Origin of the sequence: Lentzea sp. NPDC051208, assembly GCF_040682435.1 — a bacterium.
GTDB classification, from domain to species: Bacteria; Actinomycetota; Actinomycetes; order Mycobacteriales; family Pseudonocardiaceae; genus Lentzea; species Lentzea kristufekii.
Window position 1 is genome coordinate 47,326 of record NZ_JBFBAW010000014.1, and the last position, 15,299, is coordinate 62,624.

The 15,299-nt window shown below is 68.6% G+C and carries 14 protein-coding genes; 11 read left to right on the plus strand and 3 right to left on the minus strand.

Translation table 11 applies throughout. The features are described 5' to 3' along the window. Window positions 1-42 precede the first annotated feature (42 nt). Genes AB0M48_RS30550 through AB0M48_RS30570 form a run of 5 tightly spaced genes read left to right on the plus strand, consistent with a single transcriptional unit; the run spans window position 43 to window position 6,876 of the window. Entirely contained in the window at window positions 43-840 is a 798-nt protein-coding gene (locus tag AB0M48_RS30550) for an amino acid ABC transporter permease (RefSeq protein ID WP_363848651.1), read from the plus strand. Next, window positions 837-1,604, plus strand: coding sequence for an amino acid ABC transporter ATP-binding protein (locus AB0M48_RS30555; RefSeq protein WP_363848653.1), 768 nt, complete (start codon window positions 837-839; stop codon window positions 1,602-1,604). The genes AB0M48_RS30550 and AB0M48_RS30555 overlap by 4 nt, the downstream gene beginning before the upstream one ends. Window positions 1,605-1,634: 30 nt before the next feature. Beyond that, entirely contained in the window at window positions 1,635-3,743 is a 2,109-nt protein-coding gene (locus AB0M48_RS30560; protein WP_363848655.1) for a hypothetical protein, read from the plus strand. Window positions 3,744-3,796: 53 nt separating this feature from the next. Next, complete coding sequence (locus AB0M48_RS30565; RefSeq protein ID WP_363848657.1) at window positions 3,797-5,965, plus strand: NEW3 domain-containing protein; 2,169 nt, start codon at window positions 3,797-3,799, stop codon at window positions 5,963-5,965. 11 nt (window positions 5,966-5,976) lie between these two features. Continuing rightward, the gene (locus AB0M48_RS30570) at window positions 5,977-6,876 is read left to right on the plus strand and encodes an ROK family protein (RefSeq protein WP_363848658.1); all 900 of its coding nucleotides are present in this window, start codon (window positions 5,977-5,979) and stop codon (window positions 6,874-6,876) included. Between the two features lie 276 nt (window positions 6,877-7,152). Here AB0M48_RS30570 and AB0M48_RS30575 read toward each other — a convergent pair whose 3' ends face one another. After that, window positions 7,153-7,932: a 5-oxoprolinase subunit PxpA gene (locus AB0M48_RS30575; protein ID WP_363848660.1), complete on the minus strand. Its 780-nt coding sequence runs from the start codon at window positions 7,930-7,932 to the stop codon at window positions 7,153-7,155. A gap of 96 nt (window positions 7,933-8,028) precedes the next feature. Between AB0M48_RS30575 and AB0M48_RS30580 the strand changes: the two genes are divergently transcribed. The 6 genes from AB0M48_RS30580 (at window position 8,029) to AB0M48_RS30605 (ending at window position 12,879) form a co-directional block, all read left to right on the plus strand. Further along, entirely contained in the window at window positions 8,029-8,715 is a 687-nt protein-coding gene (locus AB0M48_RS30580; protein ID WP_363848661.1) for a GntR family transcriptional regulator, read from the plus strand. A 106-nt stretch (window positions 8,716-8,821) separates the two neighbouring features. Beyond that, entirely contained in the window at window positions 8,822-9,088 is a 267-nt protein-coding gene (locus tag AB0M48_RS30585) for a DUF3311 domain-containing protein (protein ID WP_363848663.1), read from the plus strand. Next, complete coding sequence (gene mctP / locus AB0M48_RS30590) at window positions 9,088-10,722, plus strand: monocarboxylate uptake permease MctP (protein ID WP_363848665.1); 1,635 nt, start codon at window positions 9,088-9,090, stop codon at window positions 10,720-10,722. The genes AB0M48_RS30585 and mctP overlap by 1 nt, the downstream gene beginning before the upstream one ends. Before the next feature lie 71 nt (window positions 10,723-10,793). Beyond that, window positions 10,794-11,708 (plus strand): hypothetical protein, encoded by a 915-nt coding sequence (locus AB0M48_RS30595; protein ID WP_363848667.1) that lies wholly within the window; start codon window positions 10,794-10,796, stop codon window positions 11,706-11,708. Next, a complete protein-coding gene (locus AB0M48_RS30600) occupies window positions 11,705-12,040 on the plus strand; it encodes a hypothetical protein (RefSeq protein ID WP_363848669.1) in 336 nt (111 codons plus the stop codon). Before AB0M48_RS30595 ends, AB0M48_RS30600 begins: the two co-directional genes overlap by 4 nt. Beyond that, complete coding sequence (locus tag AB0M48_RS30605) at window positions 12,037-12,879, plus strand: septum formation family protein (protein WP_363848671.1); 843 nt, start codon at window positions 12,037-12,039, stop codon at window positions 12,877-12,879. The genes AB0M48_RS30600 and AB0M48_RS30605 overlap by 4 nt, the downstream gene beginning before the upstream one ends. Window positions 12,880-13,166: 287 nt before the next feature. On the opposite strand, the gene AB0M48_RS30610 is transcribed toward AB0M48_RS30605, so the two are convergent. Further along, entirely contained in the window at window positions 13,167-13,376 is a 210-nt protein-coding gene (locus tag AB0M48_RS30610; RefSeq protein ID WP_363848672.1) for a hypothetical protein, read from the minus strand. 74 nt (window positions 13,377-13,450) lie between these two features. Next, complete coding sequence (locus tag AB0M48_RS30615; RefSeq protein WP_363848674.1) at window positions 13,451-15,262, minus strand: phosphoenolpyruvate carboxykinase (GTP); 1,812 nt, start codon at window positions 15,260-15,262, stop codon at window positions 13,451-13,453. Window positions 15,263-15,299: the final 37 nt, after the last annotated feature.

The window sequence follows — 15,299 nt, forward strand, 5'->3', positions numbered from 1 at the left end:
GCCGCCCCGTTGGCGTCCGACCACATCCGCTAGGAGTCGTACATGGCGCTGTCCAAGCGCAAGCGGGCCGAATACTTCCGGTACTCGCAGTACACGCTGCTCGTCGTCATCGCCCTGGTGATCGCGTTCCTCGCCGACTGGGAGCAGATCCGCACGGCGTTCTTCAACTTCAAGACGATGGGGGACATGTTCCCCAACGTCATCACCATCGCGTTGAAGAACACTCTCATCTACACCGCACTCGGCTTCGCCTTCGGCCTCGCGCTCGGGCTCGTCCTCGCGTTGATGAAGCTCTCGTCGATCGCGCCGTACCGGTGGATCGCGACGATCTACATCGAGTTCTTCCGCGGCATCCCGGCACTGCTGGTGTTCATCGGCCTCGCGTTCGGTGTGCCGCTGGCGTTCCAGATCCAGTTCGACATCTACTCCACGGTCATGCTGGCGCTCGGCATCGTCGGTGCCGCCTACATGGCCGAGACGATCCGCGCCGGCATCCAGGCCGTGCCGAAGGGGCAGGTCGAGGCCGCGCGCTCGCTGGGCATGTCGCAGGGCCGCGCGATGATCACCATCGTGATCCCGCAGGCCTTCCGGATCATCCTGCCGCCGCTGACCAACGAGCTGATCCTGCTGACCAAGGACTCCTCGCTGATCTACATCATCGGCCTGGCCCGTGACCAGTACGAGCTGACGAAGTTCGGGCGGGAGACGCTGAGCCGCAGCCCGTCGCTCACCCCGATCCTCGTCGTCGGTCTGTGCTACCTGATCATCACGTTGCCTCTGGGGTACCTGTCGAGGTACCTGGAGCGCCGCTCCGGCGGGAAGAAGGTGTCCGTCCTGTGAGCGAGATTTCCGTTGAGATCACCGGGCTGAAGAAGTCGTTCGGCTCGTTGGACGTCCTCAAGGGCATCGACGTCACGGTCAACCGCGGTGACGTGGTCTGCATCATCGGCCCGTCGGGTTCCGGCAAGTCGACGCTGCTGCGCTGCGTGAACCTGCTGGAGGAGCCGAACGACGGCAAGATCGTCGTCAACGGTGTCGAGCTGACCGACCACGACGTCGACATCGACCAGGCGCGCACGAAGATCGGCATGGTCTTCCAGTCGTTCAACCTGTTCTCGCACCTGAACGTCCTCGCGAACCTCACCGTCGCGCAGCGCAAGGTGCTCAAGCGCGGCGAGAAGGAGGCGCAGGAGATCGCCCTGCGCAACCTGGACCGGGTCGGCCTGAAGGAGAAGGCCAACGCGATGCCCGCGCAGCTCTCCGGTGGTCAGCAGCAGCGCGTGGCGATCGCCCGCGCGCTGTCGATGGACCCCGACGTGATGCTGTTCGACGAGCCCACCTCGGCGCTCGACCCCGAGCTCGTCGGTGACGTGCTGGGCGTGATGCGCCAGCTCGCCGACGAGGGCATGACGATGCTGGTCGTGACGCACGAGATGCAGTTCGCCCGCGAGGTCGCCGACAAGGTGATCTTCATGGACGGCGGCTACATCGTCGAGGAGGGCCCGGCGGCCGAGGTGATCGGCAACCCGCAGGAGCCGCGCACCCAGGAGTTCCTGGCCCGCGTGCTCGACCCGACGCACCACGGCCCGAGCGACCCGGTCTAGTCCGTGTCCTGCACGGGCTAGCCTGGTCTGGTGGCGAGGGGGAAAGTCGCCGCGGCGGACGTGCTGCGGGGGCTGTTGGGGGAGAACGACAACTCTGGTGGCGGCGGGTGGAGGTTGCCTCGGCGGAAGCCGAGCACCCCACCCGTCATCCGCGTTGTGGACCGGGTGGTCACCGACGTGCTCGACCTGCGCGCGGTCGAGGTGCCGTACGTGCTGGAGTTCGAACGCTGCCAGTTCGAGGCGGCGCCGGACCTGCGGCAGGCGAACCTGGCGGGCATCTCGTTCACCGACTGCGACTTACCCGGTCTCGAAGCGCGCAACCTGAGCAGCGGCAACGACGTGTCGCTGCTCGACTGCCGCGTCTCGGGCCTGACCGACTTCACCGACGCCGAGATCGCGGGCTCGGTCCTGTTGCGGGACACCAGGTTCAGCGTGCCGGGCGGGCTGTGCGTGCACGGTGACCGGCTGACGGTCGCGGGCGCGCTGCTCGGGTTCGGCATCGTCACCGAGGGCGAGGTGCGGCTCGCGGGCGCGCGCATCGGCGGCAACGTCAACCTAGGCAGCGCGGTGCTGGAGAACGCCGACGGCTTCACGTTGAACGGCAACGGCATGCAGGTCGGCGGCAACTTCCTCGGCGCGTTCACCTCGCACGGCGTCGTGTTCCTGGCCAACGCGCGGATCAGTTCGACGCTGTCGTTGAGTGGCGCGACGCTCTCCCGCGGGCCGGACTTCGCGGCCTCCAGCGACCCGCACGCCGACCCGTCCGCGACGCTCTTCCTCGACCGCGTGGACGTGTCGGGCGACCTGCAGCTCGACCGCGGCTTCACCAGCATGGGCACGATCCGCGCCGTCAACGCGAAGATCGGCGGCACGTTCTCGCTGGCAGAAGCAGTGCTGGACGCCGTGTCGCCACCGTCGGTCGGCACCGACCCCACCGGCTCGGGCCGCGCGTTGCACGTCGACGGCGCGGAGATCGGCGGTGACGTCGTCGGCCGTGGCGTGCGGATCAAGGGCCAGCTGCGCATGGTCGACACCCACGTGCGCGGCAGCATCACCATCGAACGGGCCATTGTGGACAACCCGGCCGCGGACGCCGTGCTGGCCAACCGTTCCCAGATCGGCAGCAACTTCGTGGTGCGCGAGTCGGACATCGCCGGCGGGCTGGAGCTGCGCGGCATCACCGTCGGCGCGAACCTGGACCTGCGCGGCAGCCGGTTGATCAAGCCCGGCAAGTACCGGCACCAGCCGCGCGAGAAGCCGTCGCTCGACATCGGTGGCGCCACGATCGGCCGCGACCTCATCTGCGCGCGCGGTGACAAGGAGTTCGTCGCGCATGGCGGCGTGCGGTGCCGTCGCGCGATGATCGGCCGGATGGCGAACTTCAACGGCGCGGTGCTCGGCTACAAGCTCGACAGCCACGCGTTGAACGCCATGGGCATGCAGGTGCAGGAGCTGATGCTCAACGTCGTGTCGCCGCCCAAAGGTCTCGTGACGCTGCGGCAGGCGCGTTGCACGTCGTTGGACGACAACGAGAACTTCTGGAACACCACGGGATTCATCGATCTCGACGACTTCCGCTACGACTCGCTCGCCTATCCGATCGACCTGCGCGACGACGACCAGGTGCAGCAGCGGCTGCGCTGGCTGCGGCAGGCGATGCGGCGCAGCTACCGCCCTCGGCCGTACGACCAGTTCGCCGAGATGCTGACCGCGGCCGGCAACGAGGAGCACGCCTCGACGGTGCTGATCGAGAAGCAACGCCTGCGGTACCGCGCGGTCGCCGAGGGCATGCGGTTCTTCGGCCCGCTGGTGCTGGTGTGGAGCTTCCTGCAACGGTCGATGGTCGGCTACGGCTACCGGCCGGCGCGTGCGCTGGGCTGGCTGATCGCGGCGTGGGTCGTCGGCAGCATCTGGTTCCAGGTCAAGGGACCGCTGATCGAGATCAACGACGACGACCACCTGCCGTGGAACGCCTGGCTCTACACGATCGACCTGGTGGTGCCGATCGTCGACTTCGGCAACAAGAACCGCTGGCAGACGCCGGGCGCGTCGCAGTGGATCGCGTCCGGGCTGATCGTGACGGGCTGGCTCCTGGCGACGACCGTGGCCGCCGGTCTGACCCGGATGCTGAAGAGGTAGAACGCCACCATCGGGGTATTTCGCCGCCTGGTGAACAGTGGTGCGATCGTCCGGTGATCGCCGCCGAGTCCACCGAGCTGTTCGTCGGACCTCGGACCGCACTGCTGCAGGTGGTGCGACTGACCTCGCCCACGCTGGCCGGACCGGTGCACGCACACGTGTACGGGCCGGGCCTGCACTCGCCGCGGCACGGCGGTTCGCTGGCGCCGGGGCCGTTCGGCTACGAGCTCGCCGTCGACGTGTCCGAGCACCCGCCCGGTGCGGTGGTGCCCGCCCAGGCCGTCGTGCGGTCGGCCGCCGGCGAGGAGTCGTGCACGTTCTCGCTGGTCGTCGGCTCGCCGGGGTGGACGGTGCACCTGGTCGGACACGTCGCGGGCGACGCGCCGTTCACGGCTGTGCGCGCCCACCTGGACCTGGCGCTCACCGATCCCGCCTACCGGTTCGCGGTGACGTCGGTCGAGTTGCTGCAGCCGTACTGGGACACGTTCCCGCAGCACCGCTCGTTGCTGCTGCGGCTGATCTCCGAGGGCCGGGTCGAGGTCGTCGGGTCCGCGCCCGGTGTGGTCGGTGTGCCGCCGCTGTTGTCCTCGCTGCCGCCCGGGCCGTCGCTGATGGTCTCGTCGCTTGCCGAGGCCGAGCGGTCGGTCTACTCCTCGTTCCTGGAAGCGCGATCCGGAGCCGCCGCGCCGCACGTGATGCTGCCGGTCGGTTCCGATCGGGAGGCTCCGAACCCGTGGGTGATCGCGATCCATCACGACTGGAGCGCGCGCTACACGTGGCCGCGGATCATCTGCTCGTTGCCGCGCGACTACTACGTGCGCGGGTCTGCGCCCGTGCCGCCCGCGCCTGTGGACGACTCGCCTGCCGCCGTGTTCGCTTCGCACGCGGCTCGGCTGACCGGTGCCACGTATCCCTCCGCCGCACTCTCACGCGCTGCGGTGGCGCACCCGCGTGAGGCCTTCGACCTGCAGTCCGACGTCATCTCGCGGTCGCTCGCGGCCTTGACGTCCACTGTGGACTCGTCGGTGGTCGTGTGGAACCCGTCGTCCTCGGCGTGCACCGACATCGTGTCCGTGCACCTGCCGTTCGAGCGCAACGTGCACGTGGAGTTCGACGGCGTTGTGCTGCCGACGTTGGTGGACGGCGTGACCGTGACGTTCTTGGCGCGTGACGTGCCCGCACGCGGATGGCGCACCTACTCGTTGGTCGAGGACGACATCGATCACGGCTGGAAGCGCGGCTACGGCACCGAGATCGCGTCCACTCACTACGTCCTGTCGTACGACCCGATCGCCTCACTTGTCGCCGTCGACGGCCCTGTTCTGGAAGCGCCTCGGCTGGTCGGGCCGGTGAGCGTGTGGCACAGCGAGGTCGGCGAGAAGATGGTCGGCTCCACGACGTTCACGTTGTGGAACGAGGTCGGGCACCTGGGGCCTTCCTCTTTGTACGCCGTGCTCGGCACCCGCCGACCTTCCAGCGGCACCTTGCCGTCCGTGCCGCCGCGGCTGGCGTTGGCCGGGCCGCCGCTGGGGCCCGTCTCACCTGCCGTGACCCCGGTGTTCGCGCGCTACTGGCTGCACGAGCCCGCGCCGCTGGGCGGCCTGCCCGCGAACGTGCACCTGGAGGTGCTCGGCCCGACCCGGCTGCGCGTGGTGGCCGTGTCGGACGGCCCGGCGTTCTCCGGCCTCGTCCGGCTCTCGCTGCCCGACGGCTGGTCGGCGTCGTGGGACTCGCTGCCGGTGTCGCTGCCGGCCGGCGGTTACGTGTCGGCCGAGGTGCGCCTGGTGCCGCCGCGCACACCCGGCTGCCACCCGGTGCGCGCCACGCTGGAGGGACTCCCCTTCGACGTCTACGACGTGGCGCTGCTGACCGTGCCCGAGTGGGACGGCGACGACCCCGTCGAGGTGCTGTGGGTGGCTTCGTCGCCGGACGTGGTGTCGGTCAGACCGGGGCAATCGGCGTCGGTGCGGGTCGTGCTCGCCTCCGGCGCACACGGTGACCTGCCGGTTCAGGCCCGGTTGCTGTCGCCGCGCTCCTCGTGGGAGTTCGTCGGGCCGTTCTGCGTGGGCGGGGTGGTGCCGGGGCAGGGCCGGCTGCCGCTCGACTTCACGCTCGCAGCGCCCGCCTGGGCCACGCCGGGCACGTGGCCGGCCGTCGTGCGCGTGGCCGCGGGCGACCTGGTCCGCACCACTGCGCCCATCCGTCTCGAAGTGGCTGGTTAAGCTGCGACACCGTGACTGATCTGGTGCTGGCACTGGACTTCGGCGGCACCAAGATCGCCGCCGCCCTGGTGGACCCCTTCGGCTCGGTGGTGCGCTCCTCGCGCGTCCCGACGCCGTCCGAAAACCCATGGGACGCAGTGGTTTCGGTGATCTCCGAGGTGGTGGGGGACGCGGCTGTCGCGGGCGTGGGCATCGGTTCGGCGGGCCCGGTGGACACCGCCGCCGGCACCGTCTCGCCGATCAACGTGCCGTCGTGGCAGGAGTTCCCGCTGCGGGCGTCGGTGGCGTCGCTGTTCCCCGGCGTCCCGGTGGAACTCGCGGGCGACGGCGTGTGCATGGCGCTGGGCGAACACTGGCGCGGCGCGGGCCAGGGCAGCACGTTCATGATCGGCCTCGTCGTGTCCACGGGTGTCGGTGGCGGCCTGGTGCTGGACGGACGGCCGTTCGGCGGCCGCACCGGCAACGCGGGCCACATCGGCCACATCGTCGTGGAACCCGACGGCGAACCCTGCACGTGCGGCGGCCGCGGGTGCGTGGAGACCATCGCCGGTGGCCCGCGCATGGTGGCCTGGGCGCGCCACGCCGGCTGGCCGGCACCGGACCACGCCGACGCCGCCCTGCTGGCCGCCGCCGCTCTGTCCGGCGAGGAGATCCCGCTGGCGGCCTTCGAACGTGCCGGTCAGGCCGTCGGGATGGCGATCGCCGGCGCCGCCGCGGTGTGCGACCTGGAGCTCGCCGTCATCGGGGGTGGGGTGGCGCAGGCCGGGGAGTTGTTGTTCGAGCCGGTGCGGCGGACGTTGAAAACGCACACCGGATTGTCGTACCTCGCGGGGCTGGAGGTGCGGGCGGCCGAGTTGGGCGGGGAGGCCGGACTGGTGGGGGCGGCTGCGCTGGTTCGTCAGTCCGTGTGAACGGGTGGCCGGGTCGACGGGCTGCCAGGGCTGACTGAGCTGGTGGGTTGGCTCGTAGGGCAGGCAGATCAGGCAGGCAGGTTGGACGGGCAGGCAGGTCGAACTGACTGGTCGCTGTGCTGAGTGGACGGACGGTGACCAGAGCGACCGCGTCGAACCAGTTGGTCCGGGGGCCTCAACCCGTCCGGCTGACGAGGGCGTTCGCCGACCGGTCAGCCCGTTCGACCACGCCTGTCCAGCTGGGAGCCGGATGTGTGGCGGCGCCTTGTGGGAACGTCAGACCGCCTGGCGGGTGTGGCGGAGTGGCGACTCGACCCTGGCCACCGCGACGCCCGCCGCCTCCAGAGCCGAACGGACCGCGCGGGCGATCTCGACCGCTCCCGGTGTGTCCCCGTGCACGCAGATCGAGTCGGCCTGGATTCGCACCGGGCGGCCGGACACGCTGCGGATCCAGCCCTCGGTCGCCAGTTGTACGCAGCGGGCCGCTATCTCGGCCGGGTCGCGCAGGACGGCTCCCGGTTCGCCGCGGGGCACCAGCGTTCCGGACGGGGTGTAGGCGCGGTCCGCGAAGGCCTCGTGCCACACGCGCAGGCCTGCCACCGAGGCTCGCTTCAGCCAGACCGCGCCCGGTGGGCCCAGCACCGCCAGCGTCGGGTCGAACAGGCGGACCGCGTCGACCACGGCGTCTGCCTGGGCTTCGTGTCGGACCAGGGTGTTGTAGAGGGCGCCGTGTGGCTTGACGTAGGAGATCCGGGTGCCGGCGGCGCGTGCGAACGCCGATAACGCTCCCAGCTGGGCCAGGACCTCGTTGGTGAGCGTGTCCGGGGCCACGTCGATGAACCTGCGGCCGAAGCCCGCCAGGTCCCGGTAGACGACGTGGGCGCCTACCGCCGCACCTGCGGCTGCGGCGAGGGCGCAGGTTTCGCGCATCGTGTCCGCGTCGCCGGCGTGGTAGCCGCAGGCGACGTTCGCGCTGGTCACGACGGCCAGCAATGCCTTGTCGTCGCCGAGGGTCCAGTGGCCGAAGCCCTCGCCCAGGTCCGCGTTCAGGTCCATGGCCGTCCTCCCATGCGCGCTCGATCGGTGGATTGTTGGATTGTTGAACGATTCTACGATAGTGCAATGGAACGATCCTGGAAATAGACTGCCGAGGTGACCGAGACGTGGGTGTCGACGCTGGCCCAGAACAAGGCTGATCTGGAGCGCGCGAGCACCGCGCAGAAGGTCGCCGACATGCTGCGCGAGCGGGTGCTCCTCGGTGAGCTCGAGCCGGGCCTGCGCCTGAGCGAGGAGGCGATCGGCGGGGCGCTGGGCGTCAGCCGCAACACGCTCAGGGAAGCGTTCCGGCTGCTCACGCGCGACCGGATCCTGGTGCACGAGCACAGCCGCGGCGTCTTCGTCCGCCGCCCGACCGGTGACGACGTGCGCGACCTCTACGCCGCGCGCCGGGTGATCGAGTGCGGCGCGTTGAGGCTCTGGAACGACGTGAGCGACGCCCAGCGGGAGGCGGTGCGGGCACCGGTCCGCCAGGCGGTGGCACGCGCCGAGAAGAACGACTTCACCAAGACCGGCAGCGCGAACATCCAGTTCCACCGCGGCATCGTCGGCCTCGCGGGCAGCGCCCGGCTGAGCGACGAGTCCGACCGGCTCTTCGCCGAGCTCATGCTCGCCTTCCGCGTCGCGCACGAGGTCGAGGCCTTCCACCAGACCTACCTGCCGTGGAACCGCAGGATCGTAGAACTGTTGAACAACGGCACGGTCGACCAGGCGGTCCAGCAGCTCGACGACTACTTCGACGCCGCCGAACAGGACCTCGTCGGCCGCCTGGTGGCGCATTAGTCCAAAGAGAACGTTAAGTCGAAGGCAACGATTCCGATCACGAGGCTGACGGCACCGTTCATCAGGCCTAACATCCGCGCAACACCGCGTACACGGAGGGGCCACCATGCCGTCGGATCACAAGACCGGCTTGCGCTGGAGCAACTGGAACCTGCTGCTGATACTCCCGCTGTTCATGCTCGTCACGCCGTGGTTCAACCAGGACGAGCCCCGGATCTTCGGGCTGCCGTTCTTCTACTGGTACCAGTTCCTGTTCGTCCCGCTCGGCGTCCTGTGCGTCGGACTCGTCTACATCAAGACCAAGGACGAGCCCGTGGTCACCGGCAAGCCCGACAAGCTCGGCGTTGACGACCTGGACGAGGGAGCGAACTGATGCAGTGGACCGAGCTGATCGTTTTCAGCGCTCTCTTCCTCCTCGTCACCGTGATGGGGTTCCTGGCTGCGCGGTGGCAGAAGGGCGACACCCTCGAACACCTCGACGAGTGGGGTCTCGGCGGTCGCAAGTTCGGCAGCTGGATCACGTGGTTCCTGGTCGGCGGTGACCTCTACACGGCGTACACCTTCGTCGCGGTGCCGGCGCTGATGTTCGGTGCGGGCGCGACCGGGTTCTTCGCGCTGCCGTACACGGTGATCCTGTACCCGCTGGTCTTCCTGCCGCTGGTGCGGATGTGGTCGGTCAGCCGCGTGCACGGGTACGTCACGCCCGCCGACTTCGTGAAGGGCCGCTACGGCTCGCACTGGCTGGCGCTGATCATCGCCATCACGGGCATCGTCGCGACCATGCCGTACATCGCGCTGCAGCTCGTCGGCCTCGAAGCCGTGCTGCGCAGCATGGGTCTCAACGGCTCCGGCATCCTCGGACACCTGCCGCTGTTCATCGCGTTCCTGATCCTCGCGCTCTACACCTACCAGTCGGGTCTGCGGGCGCCGGCGCTGATCGCGTTCGTCAAGGACATCCTGATCTACCTGGTGATCCTGGTGGCGATCGTCTACCTGCCCGCGAAGTTCGGCGGCTGGGGCGAGATCTTCAACGACGCGCAGGCCAAGTTCGACGCCACGCCCAGCAAGACCGACGGCATCCTGCTCACCGGCACCAACCAGCTGCAGTACGCCACGCTGGCACTGGGCAGCGCGCTCGCGCTGTTCCTCTACCCGCACTCGCTGACCGGCATCCTCGCGAGCCGCGGCCGCAACGTCATCAAGCGCAACATGGTCGCGCTGCCGGCGTACTCGCTGCTGCTGGGTCTGCTGGCGCTGCTGGGATTCGTCGCGATCAGCGCGGGCACCAAGCCGCTCGTCAACCAGGCGACCGGCCGTCCCGACACCAACACGATCGTGCCCGAGCTCTTCGGCGCGAACTTCCCGTCGTGGTTCGCGGGCATCGCGTTCGCGGCCATCGGCATCGGCGCGCTCGTGCCCGCGGCGATCATGTCGATCGCGGCGGCGAACCTGTGGACCCGCAACGTCTACAAGGAGTACGTCAAGAAGAACGCCACCCCGGCGGAGGAGGCCAAGCAGGCCAAGCTCGCGTCGCTGGTCGTGAAGTTCGGCGCCGTCGCGTTCATCGTCTTCGTCGACCCGCAGTTCTCGATCGACCTGCAGCTCATCGGCGGCGTCATGATCCTGCAGACGCTCCCGGCGGTCGCGATCGCGCTGTACACGCGCTGGTTCCACGTGCACGCCCTGATCGCCGGTTGGTTCGCGGGCATGGGCTACGGCATGTGGCTGCTCTACACGATCGGCAACCCGGCCATCGGCAAGGCGCACTTCGCCGGTTCGGCGCTGCCGCTGGGCAACATCTCGATCTTCGGGTGGCACCCGTTCGGCGCCTCGACGACGCAGATCTACGTCGGCATCGTCGCGGTGTTCGTCAACCTCCTGGTCGCGGTGATCGTCACGCTGATCGCCAAGAAGGCCAAGTGGTTCAACGGCACGGACCAGACCGATCCGTCCGACTACCACGTCGACGAGGACAGCCCGAGGGTCAAGCCCATCGCTGCCCACTGAGACGCAGTCGTCGACACTATGGGCCACCCGTCGGTTACGACGGGTGGCCCTTTGCGTTGAGGATCGAGTACGTGAAAACCATCGCCGGACTGGTCGGGCTGACCGCGATCGCCCTCACCCTGAGTCCTGCCGTCGCCCACGCGCAGGACGTCAACTGCTACGACACCTCCGTGCCGCTCACCGTCGAAGAACAGCGGCTCGACGACACGCTCGTCATCGGCGGCCCCGCCGTCGGCCCCTCACTGGTGAAGCTGGCCGGGTTCGACGGCCGCGTCACGGACTTCACCACCAAGCTGTGCCGCCAGGTCGTGCCGAAGCAGGCGCAGCAGTTCGTGGAACGCGAAGGCAACGCGCTGTGGAAGGCCGCGGTCGCCCGCGCGCAGAGCACAACACCCGTGACACACGACGCCTACGACGACCGCCCGCTCTACTGGGCCCGGCTGCAGCTCAGTTCCGCGCTGCGCCAGTGGAAGCCGAAGTTCGCCATGCAGCCGAACGACCGCGCGAAGCTCATCCAGCGGTTCGACTGGGCCTCACGGGGCCTGAGCGACTCGGCGTTCCCCAGCAGGCCGGGCGTGCGCAAGATCGCCGTCACCGGCTTCGACCCGTTCCAGCTCACCGGCGTGAACGTGCGGCGCGCCAACCCGGCCGGCGCGGCGGCGTTGCAGCTCGACGGCCGGGAGATCTCGACGCCGGACGGCAAGGTCGTCCTGCAGGCGGCGGTGCTGCCGGTGCTGTGGGGCGCGTTCGACGAGGGGATCGTCGAGCAGTTCTACGGTTCGGCGTTGCAGCAGAAGCCCGACGCGTTCGTGACGATCAGCCAGGGCAGGCCCGGCCGGTTCGACGTCGAGCGGTGGGCGGCGCGCTGGCGCGGTGGGTTCGGGGACAACAACAACGTCGGTTCGTTCGGCAGCGTCCCGAACGCCGCGGCTGGCCGCAGCCCGTCGACGAGTTCATCGAGACGAGCCTGCCGTTCCAGAAGATGATCGACGCGGGCACCGGCCCGTTCGCGGTGAACTACAACCTGAGCTTCTGCGAGTGGATCGTCGTCGGCTCCCAGCAGTCGTGCCGCACGGACAACCCCGCTCCCGGCAGGGTCGCGGCGTCCGGTGGCGGCGGTGACTACCTGTCCAACGAGAGCATGTACCGGGCCAACCGGCTGCGAATCGGTTACGGCGCAACGAACGTCCTCGGTGGACACCTGCACACGCCGGTGCTCGGGCAGCCGGTCGACCCGGCCGCGCTGACCGATCCGGCGTTCGAAAAGCAGCGTCGGGACATCGCCGATCAGGTGAAGGCCCTAGTCTCTGTGGTGTGACTCGTGTGCGGCTGGCGGTGGCAATTGTCCTGAGCACGCTGACCCTGTCCGCGTGTGCGATCCAGGTGGGAGGGCAGGCGGTCCCCGGACCCCTGCCTTCGACGGCCTCCGCCTCCGCACCGGCCCTGCCCAAGGCCGGGCAGTGCATGAACGCCTACGAGCTGAAGGTGCTGCAGTGCACCGAATCGCACGAGGCCGAAGTCATGAGCGTCGGTGAGCTCACCGGCCTGCCGACGACCTACCCGGACACGCAGGCGCTGCGCAAGGCGGCGCTCCCGCCGTGCCGCCAGACGCTCACCGAGTACCTGGGCAGCGGCGACGCGGACTCGACGCGCCTGCGCGTCTGGGCGTTCTGGCCGAACGAGCAGGGCTGGAAGGACGGCCAGCGCTGGCGGCTGTGCACCGTCGTGGAGATCAGCCCGGACGAGAAGCCGCTGGCGCGCAAGGGTTCTGTGAAGGACGTGCTGAAGGCCAACGGCTTCGGCACCTTCCAGACCTGCACCCAGGGTTCGCCGTCGAAGGACCAGGAGGTCAAGGTCGTCGCCTGCACCACCGCGCACATGGCCGAGGCAGTGCCCGCCGGTGTCGTGTCGCTGGGCAAGTCGACCGACCCCGCTCCGTCCAAGGAGCAGATGAACTCGATCGCGAACGAGAAGTGCACCAAGGCCGTGCACGACTACCTCGGTTCGACCAAGCGCTCGGACGTGTTCCCCGCGTGGCGGAACCCCGGCTCCCAGGCGTGGTCAGAGGGTTGGACGAACGCCGTCTGCTACGCGGAGGCCACCAAGACCTTCAACGGCACCCTCCTCGGCATCCGCGACAACCCGCTCCCGAACTGATCCGGCGATCACGACCATCAGCACGGCAGCCAGGGACAGCACCAGCATCGCGATTCCTGCGATCCCCACGGCACACCTCCCTCTCCGCCTCAAGTGACGATCTTTGTGACCGCCATCACGTACTTAAGACGTTCCCGGAAGGTGCCGGGTTCATTCCTGGAGCAAGACCGTTTCCTAGAGCCTGTGGAGAACTCCCCAGGCTTGTCCACAGCTATCCACAACATGTGCACAAAGCCGTCCACACCTGTGGACAACTTCGTCTCTTGTGGACGATGAGCTGCGGTGATTCAGAGAAAATTGCTGCACAGGACCACGCCGGCGACCGCGCCGATGGCTAAACCGAGACCGAAGACGAGCACGTAACGCCACCGCGACGGGTGAACAGGCGGGGCGGTCGGCACCGGGTAGTAACGCACGATGCCAGTCGACGGACCGACCTCCACATCGCGCTTCGAACCGTCGAAGTTCAGCCCACCGAGGAAGTCGTCCTGCGTCACACCACCAGTGATACCCCAAAGAGAAGCCCCAGCGGTCGCCGTTGACCGCTGGGGCTTCGAAACACCTCGGCCTGCTAGCCCAGGCGCTGCTTCAGGTTCTCCAGCTCGTCGCGGAGCGTGGTCGGGACCTTCTCGCCGATCTTCGCGAACCACTCCTCGACCAGCGGGATCTCGGCACGCCACTCGTCGGCGTTGAACTCGAGCGCGGCCTCGATGTCCTCACGCGACGCGTCCAGGCCCTCGAGGTCGAGGTCGTCGGCGGTCGGCACGTAGCCGATCGGCGTCTCCTGCGCGGCGGCCTTGCCCTCGAGGCGCTCGATGGCCCACTTCAGCACGCGCGAGTTCTCGCCGAACCCGGGCCACAGGAAGCGCTTGTCCTCACCGCGGCGGAACCAGTTGACGTAGAAGATCTTCGGCAGCTTGTCGGCGTCGGCGCGCTTGCCGAGGTCGACCCAGTGCTGGAAGTAGTCGCCGGCGTTGTAGCCGATGAACGGCAGCATCGCCATCGGGTCGCGGCGCACGACGCCGGTCTTGCCGACCGCGGCGGCCGTGGTCTCGGACGAGAGCGTGGCACCCATGTAGGTGCCGTGCTGCCAGTCGCGCGACTCGGTGACCAGCGGGATCGTCGTGGCGCGGCGGCCACCGAAGAAGATCGCCGAGATCGGGACGCCGTTCGGGTCCTCCCACTCCGGCGCCTTGATGTCGCACTGCTCGATCGGCGTGCAGTAGCGCGAGTTCGGGTGCGACGACAGCTCCTCGCTGTCGGGCGTCCAGTCCTGGTGCTTCCACGAGGTGAGGTGGGCCGGGGGCTCGCCCATGCCCTCCCACCAGATGTCGCCGTCGTCGGTCAGCGCGACGTTCGTGAACAGCGAGTTGCCCTTCGCGATGGTGCGCATCGCGTTCGGGTTGGTGTGGTAGTCGGTGCCGGGCGCGACGCCGAAGAAGCCGTTCTCCGGGTTCACCGCGTACAGGCGGCCGTCCTTGCCGAAACGCATCCAGGCGATGTCGTCGCCGAGCGTCTCGACCTTCCAGCCGGGGATGGTCGGCTCCAGCATGGCGAGGTTCGTCTTGCCACAGGCCGACGGGAACGCGGCGGCGATGTAGTAGGCCTTGTTCTCCGGCGAGGTGAGCTTGAGGATCAGCATGTGCTCGGCGAGCCAGCCCTCGTCGCGCGCCATGGCCGAGGCGATGCGCAGCGAGTAGCACTTCTTGCCGAGCAGGGCGTTGCCGCCGTAGCCGGAGCCGAAGCTCCAGATCTCGCGGGTCTCCGGGAAGTGCGAGATGTACTTGGTCTCGTTGCACGGCCACTGCACGTCTTCCTGGCCGGGCTCCAGCGGAGCGCCGAGGGAGTGCAGCGCGGGGACGAACGGAGCGTCCTCACCGAACAGCGCGAGGGCCTTGCTGCCCATGCGGGTCATGATGTGCATGGAGACGACGACGTACTCCGAGTCGGTGATCTCGACACCGAGCATCGGCTTCTCCGCGTCCAGCGGGCCCATGCAGAACGGGATGACGTACATCGTGCGGCCACGCATGCAGCCCCGGTAGAGCTCGGTCATGATGGCCTTCATCTCTGAAGGGTCCATCCAGTTGTTCGTCGGGCCCGAGTCCTCTTCGCGCACGGAGCAGATGTAGGTCCGCTCTTCGACGCGCGCGACGTCGGTCGGGTCCGAGGCCGCCCAGAACGAGTTCTGCTTCTTCTTGAGCGGCACGAACGTGCCGGCGTCGACGAGCTTCTTCGTGAGACGGTCCCATTCGCCCTGAGACCCGTCAGCCCAAACAACCTCGTCGGGGCAGGTCAGCTCAGCGACTTCCTGAACCCATGCGAGCAGACGCGCGTGGTTGGTAGGTGCCTGTTCGAGACCGGGAATGGTCACTGCCGTCATCTCGTCTCGTCTCCTGACTGAACGCCTCGGCAACCCG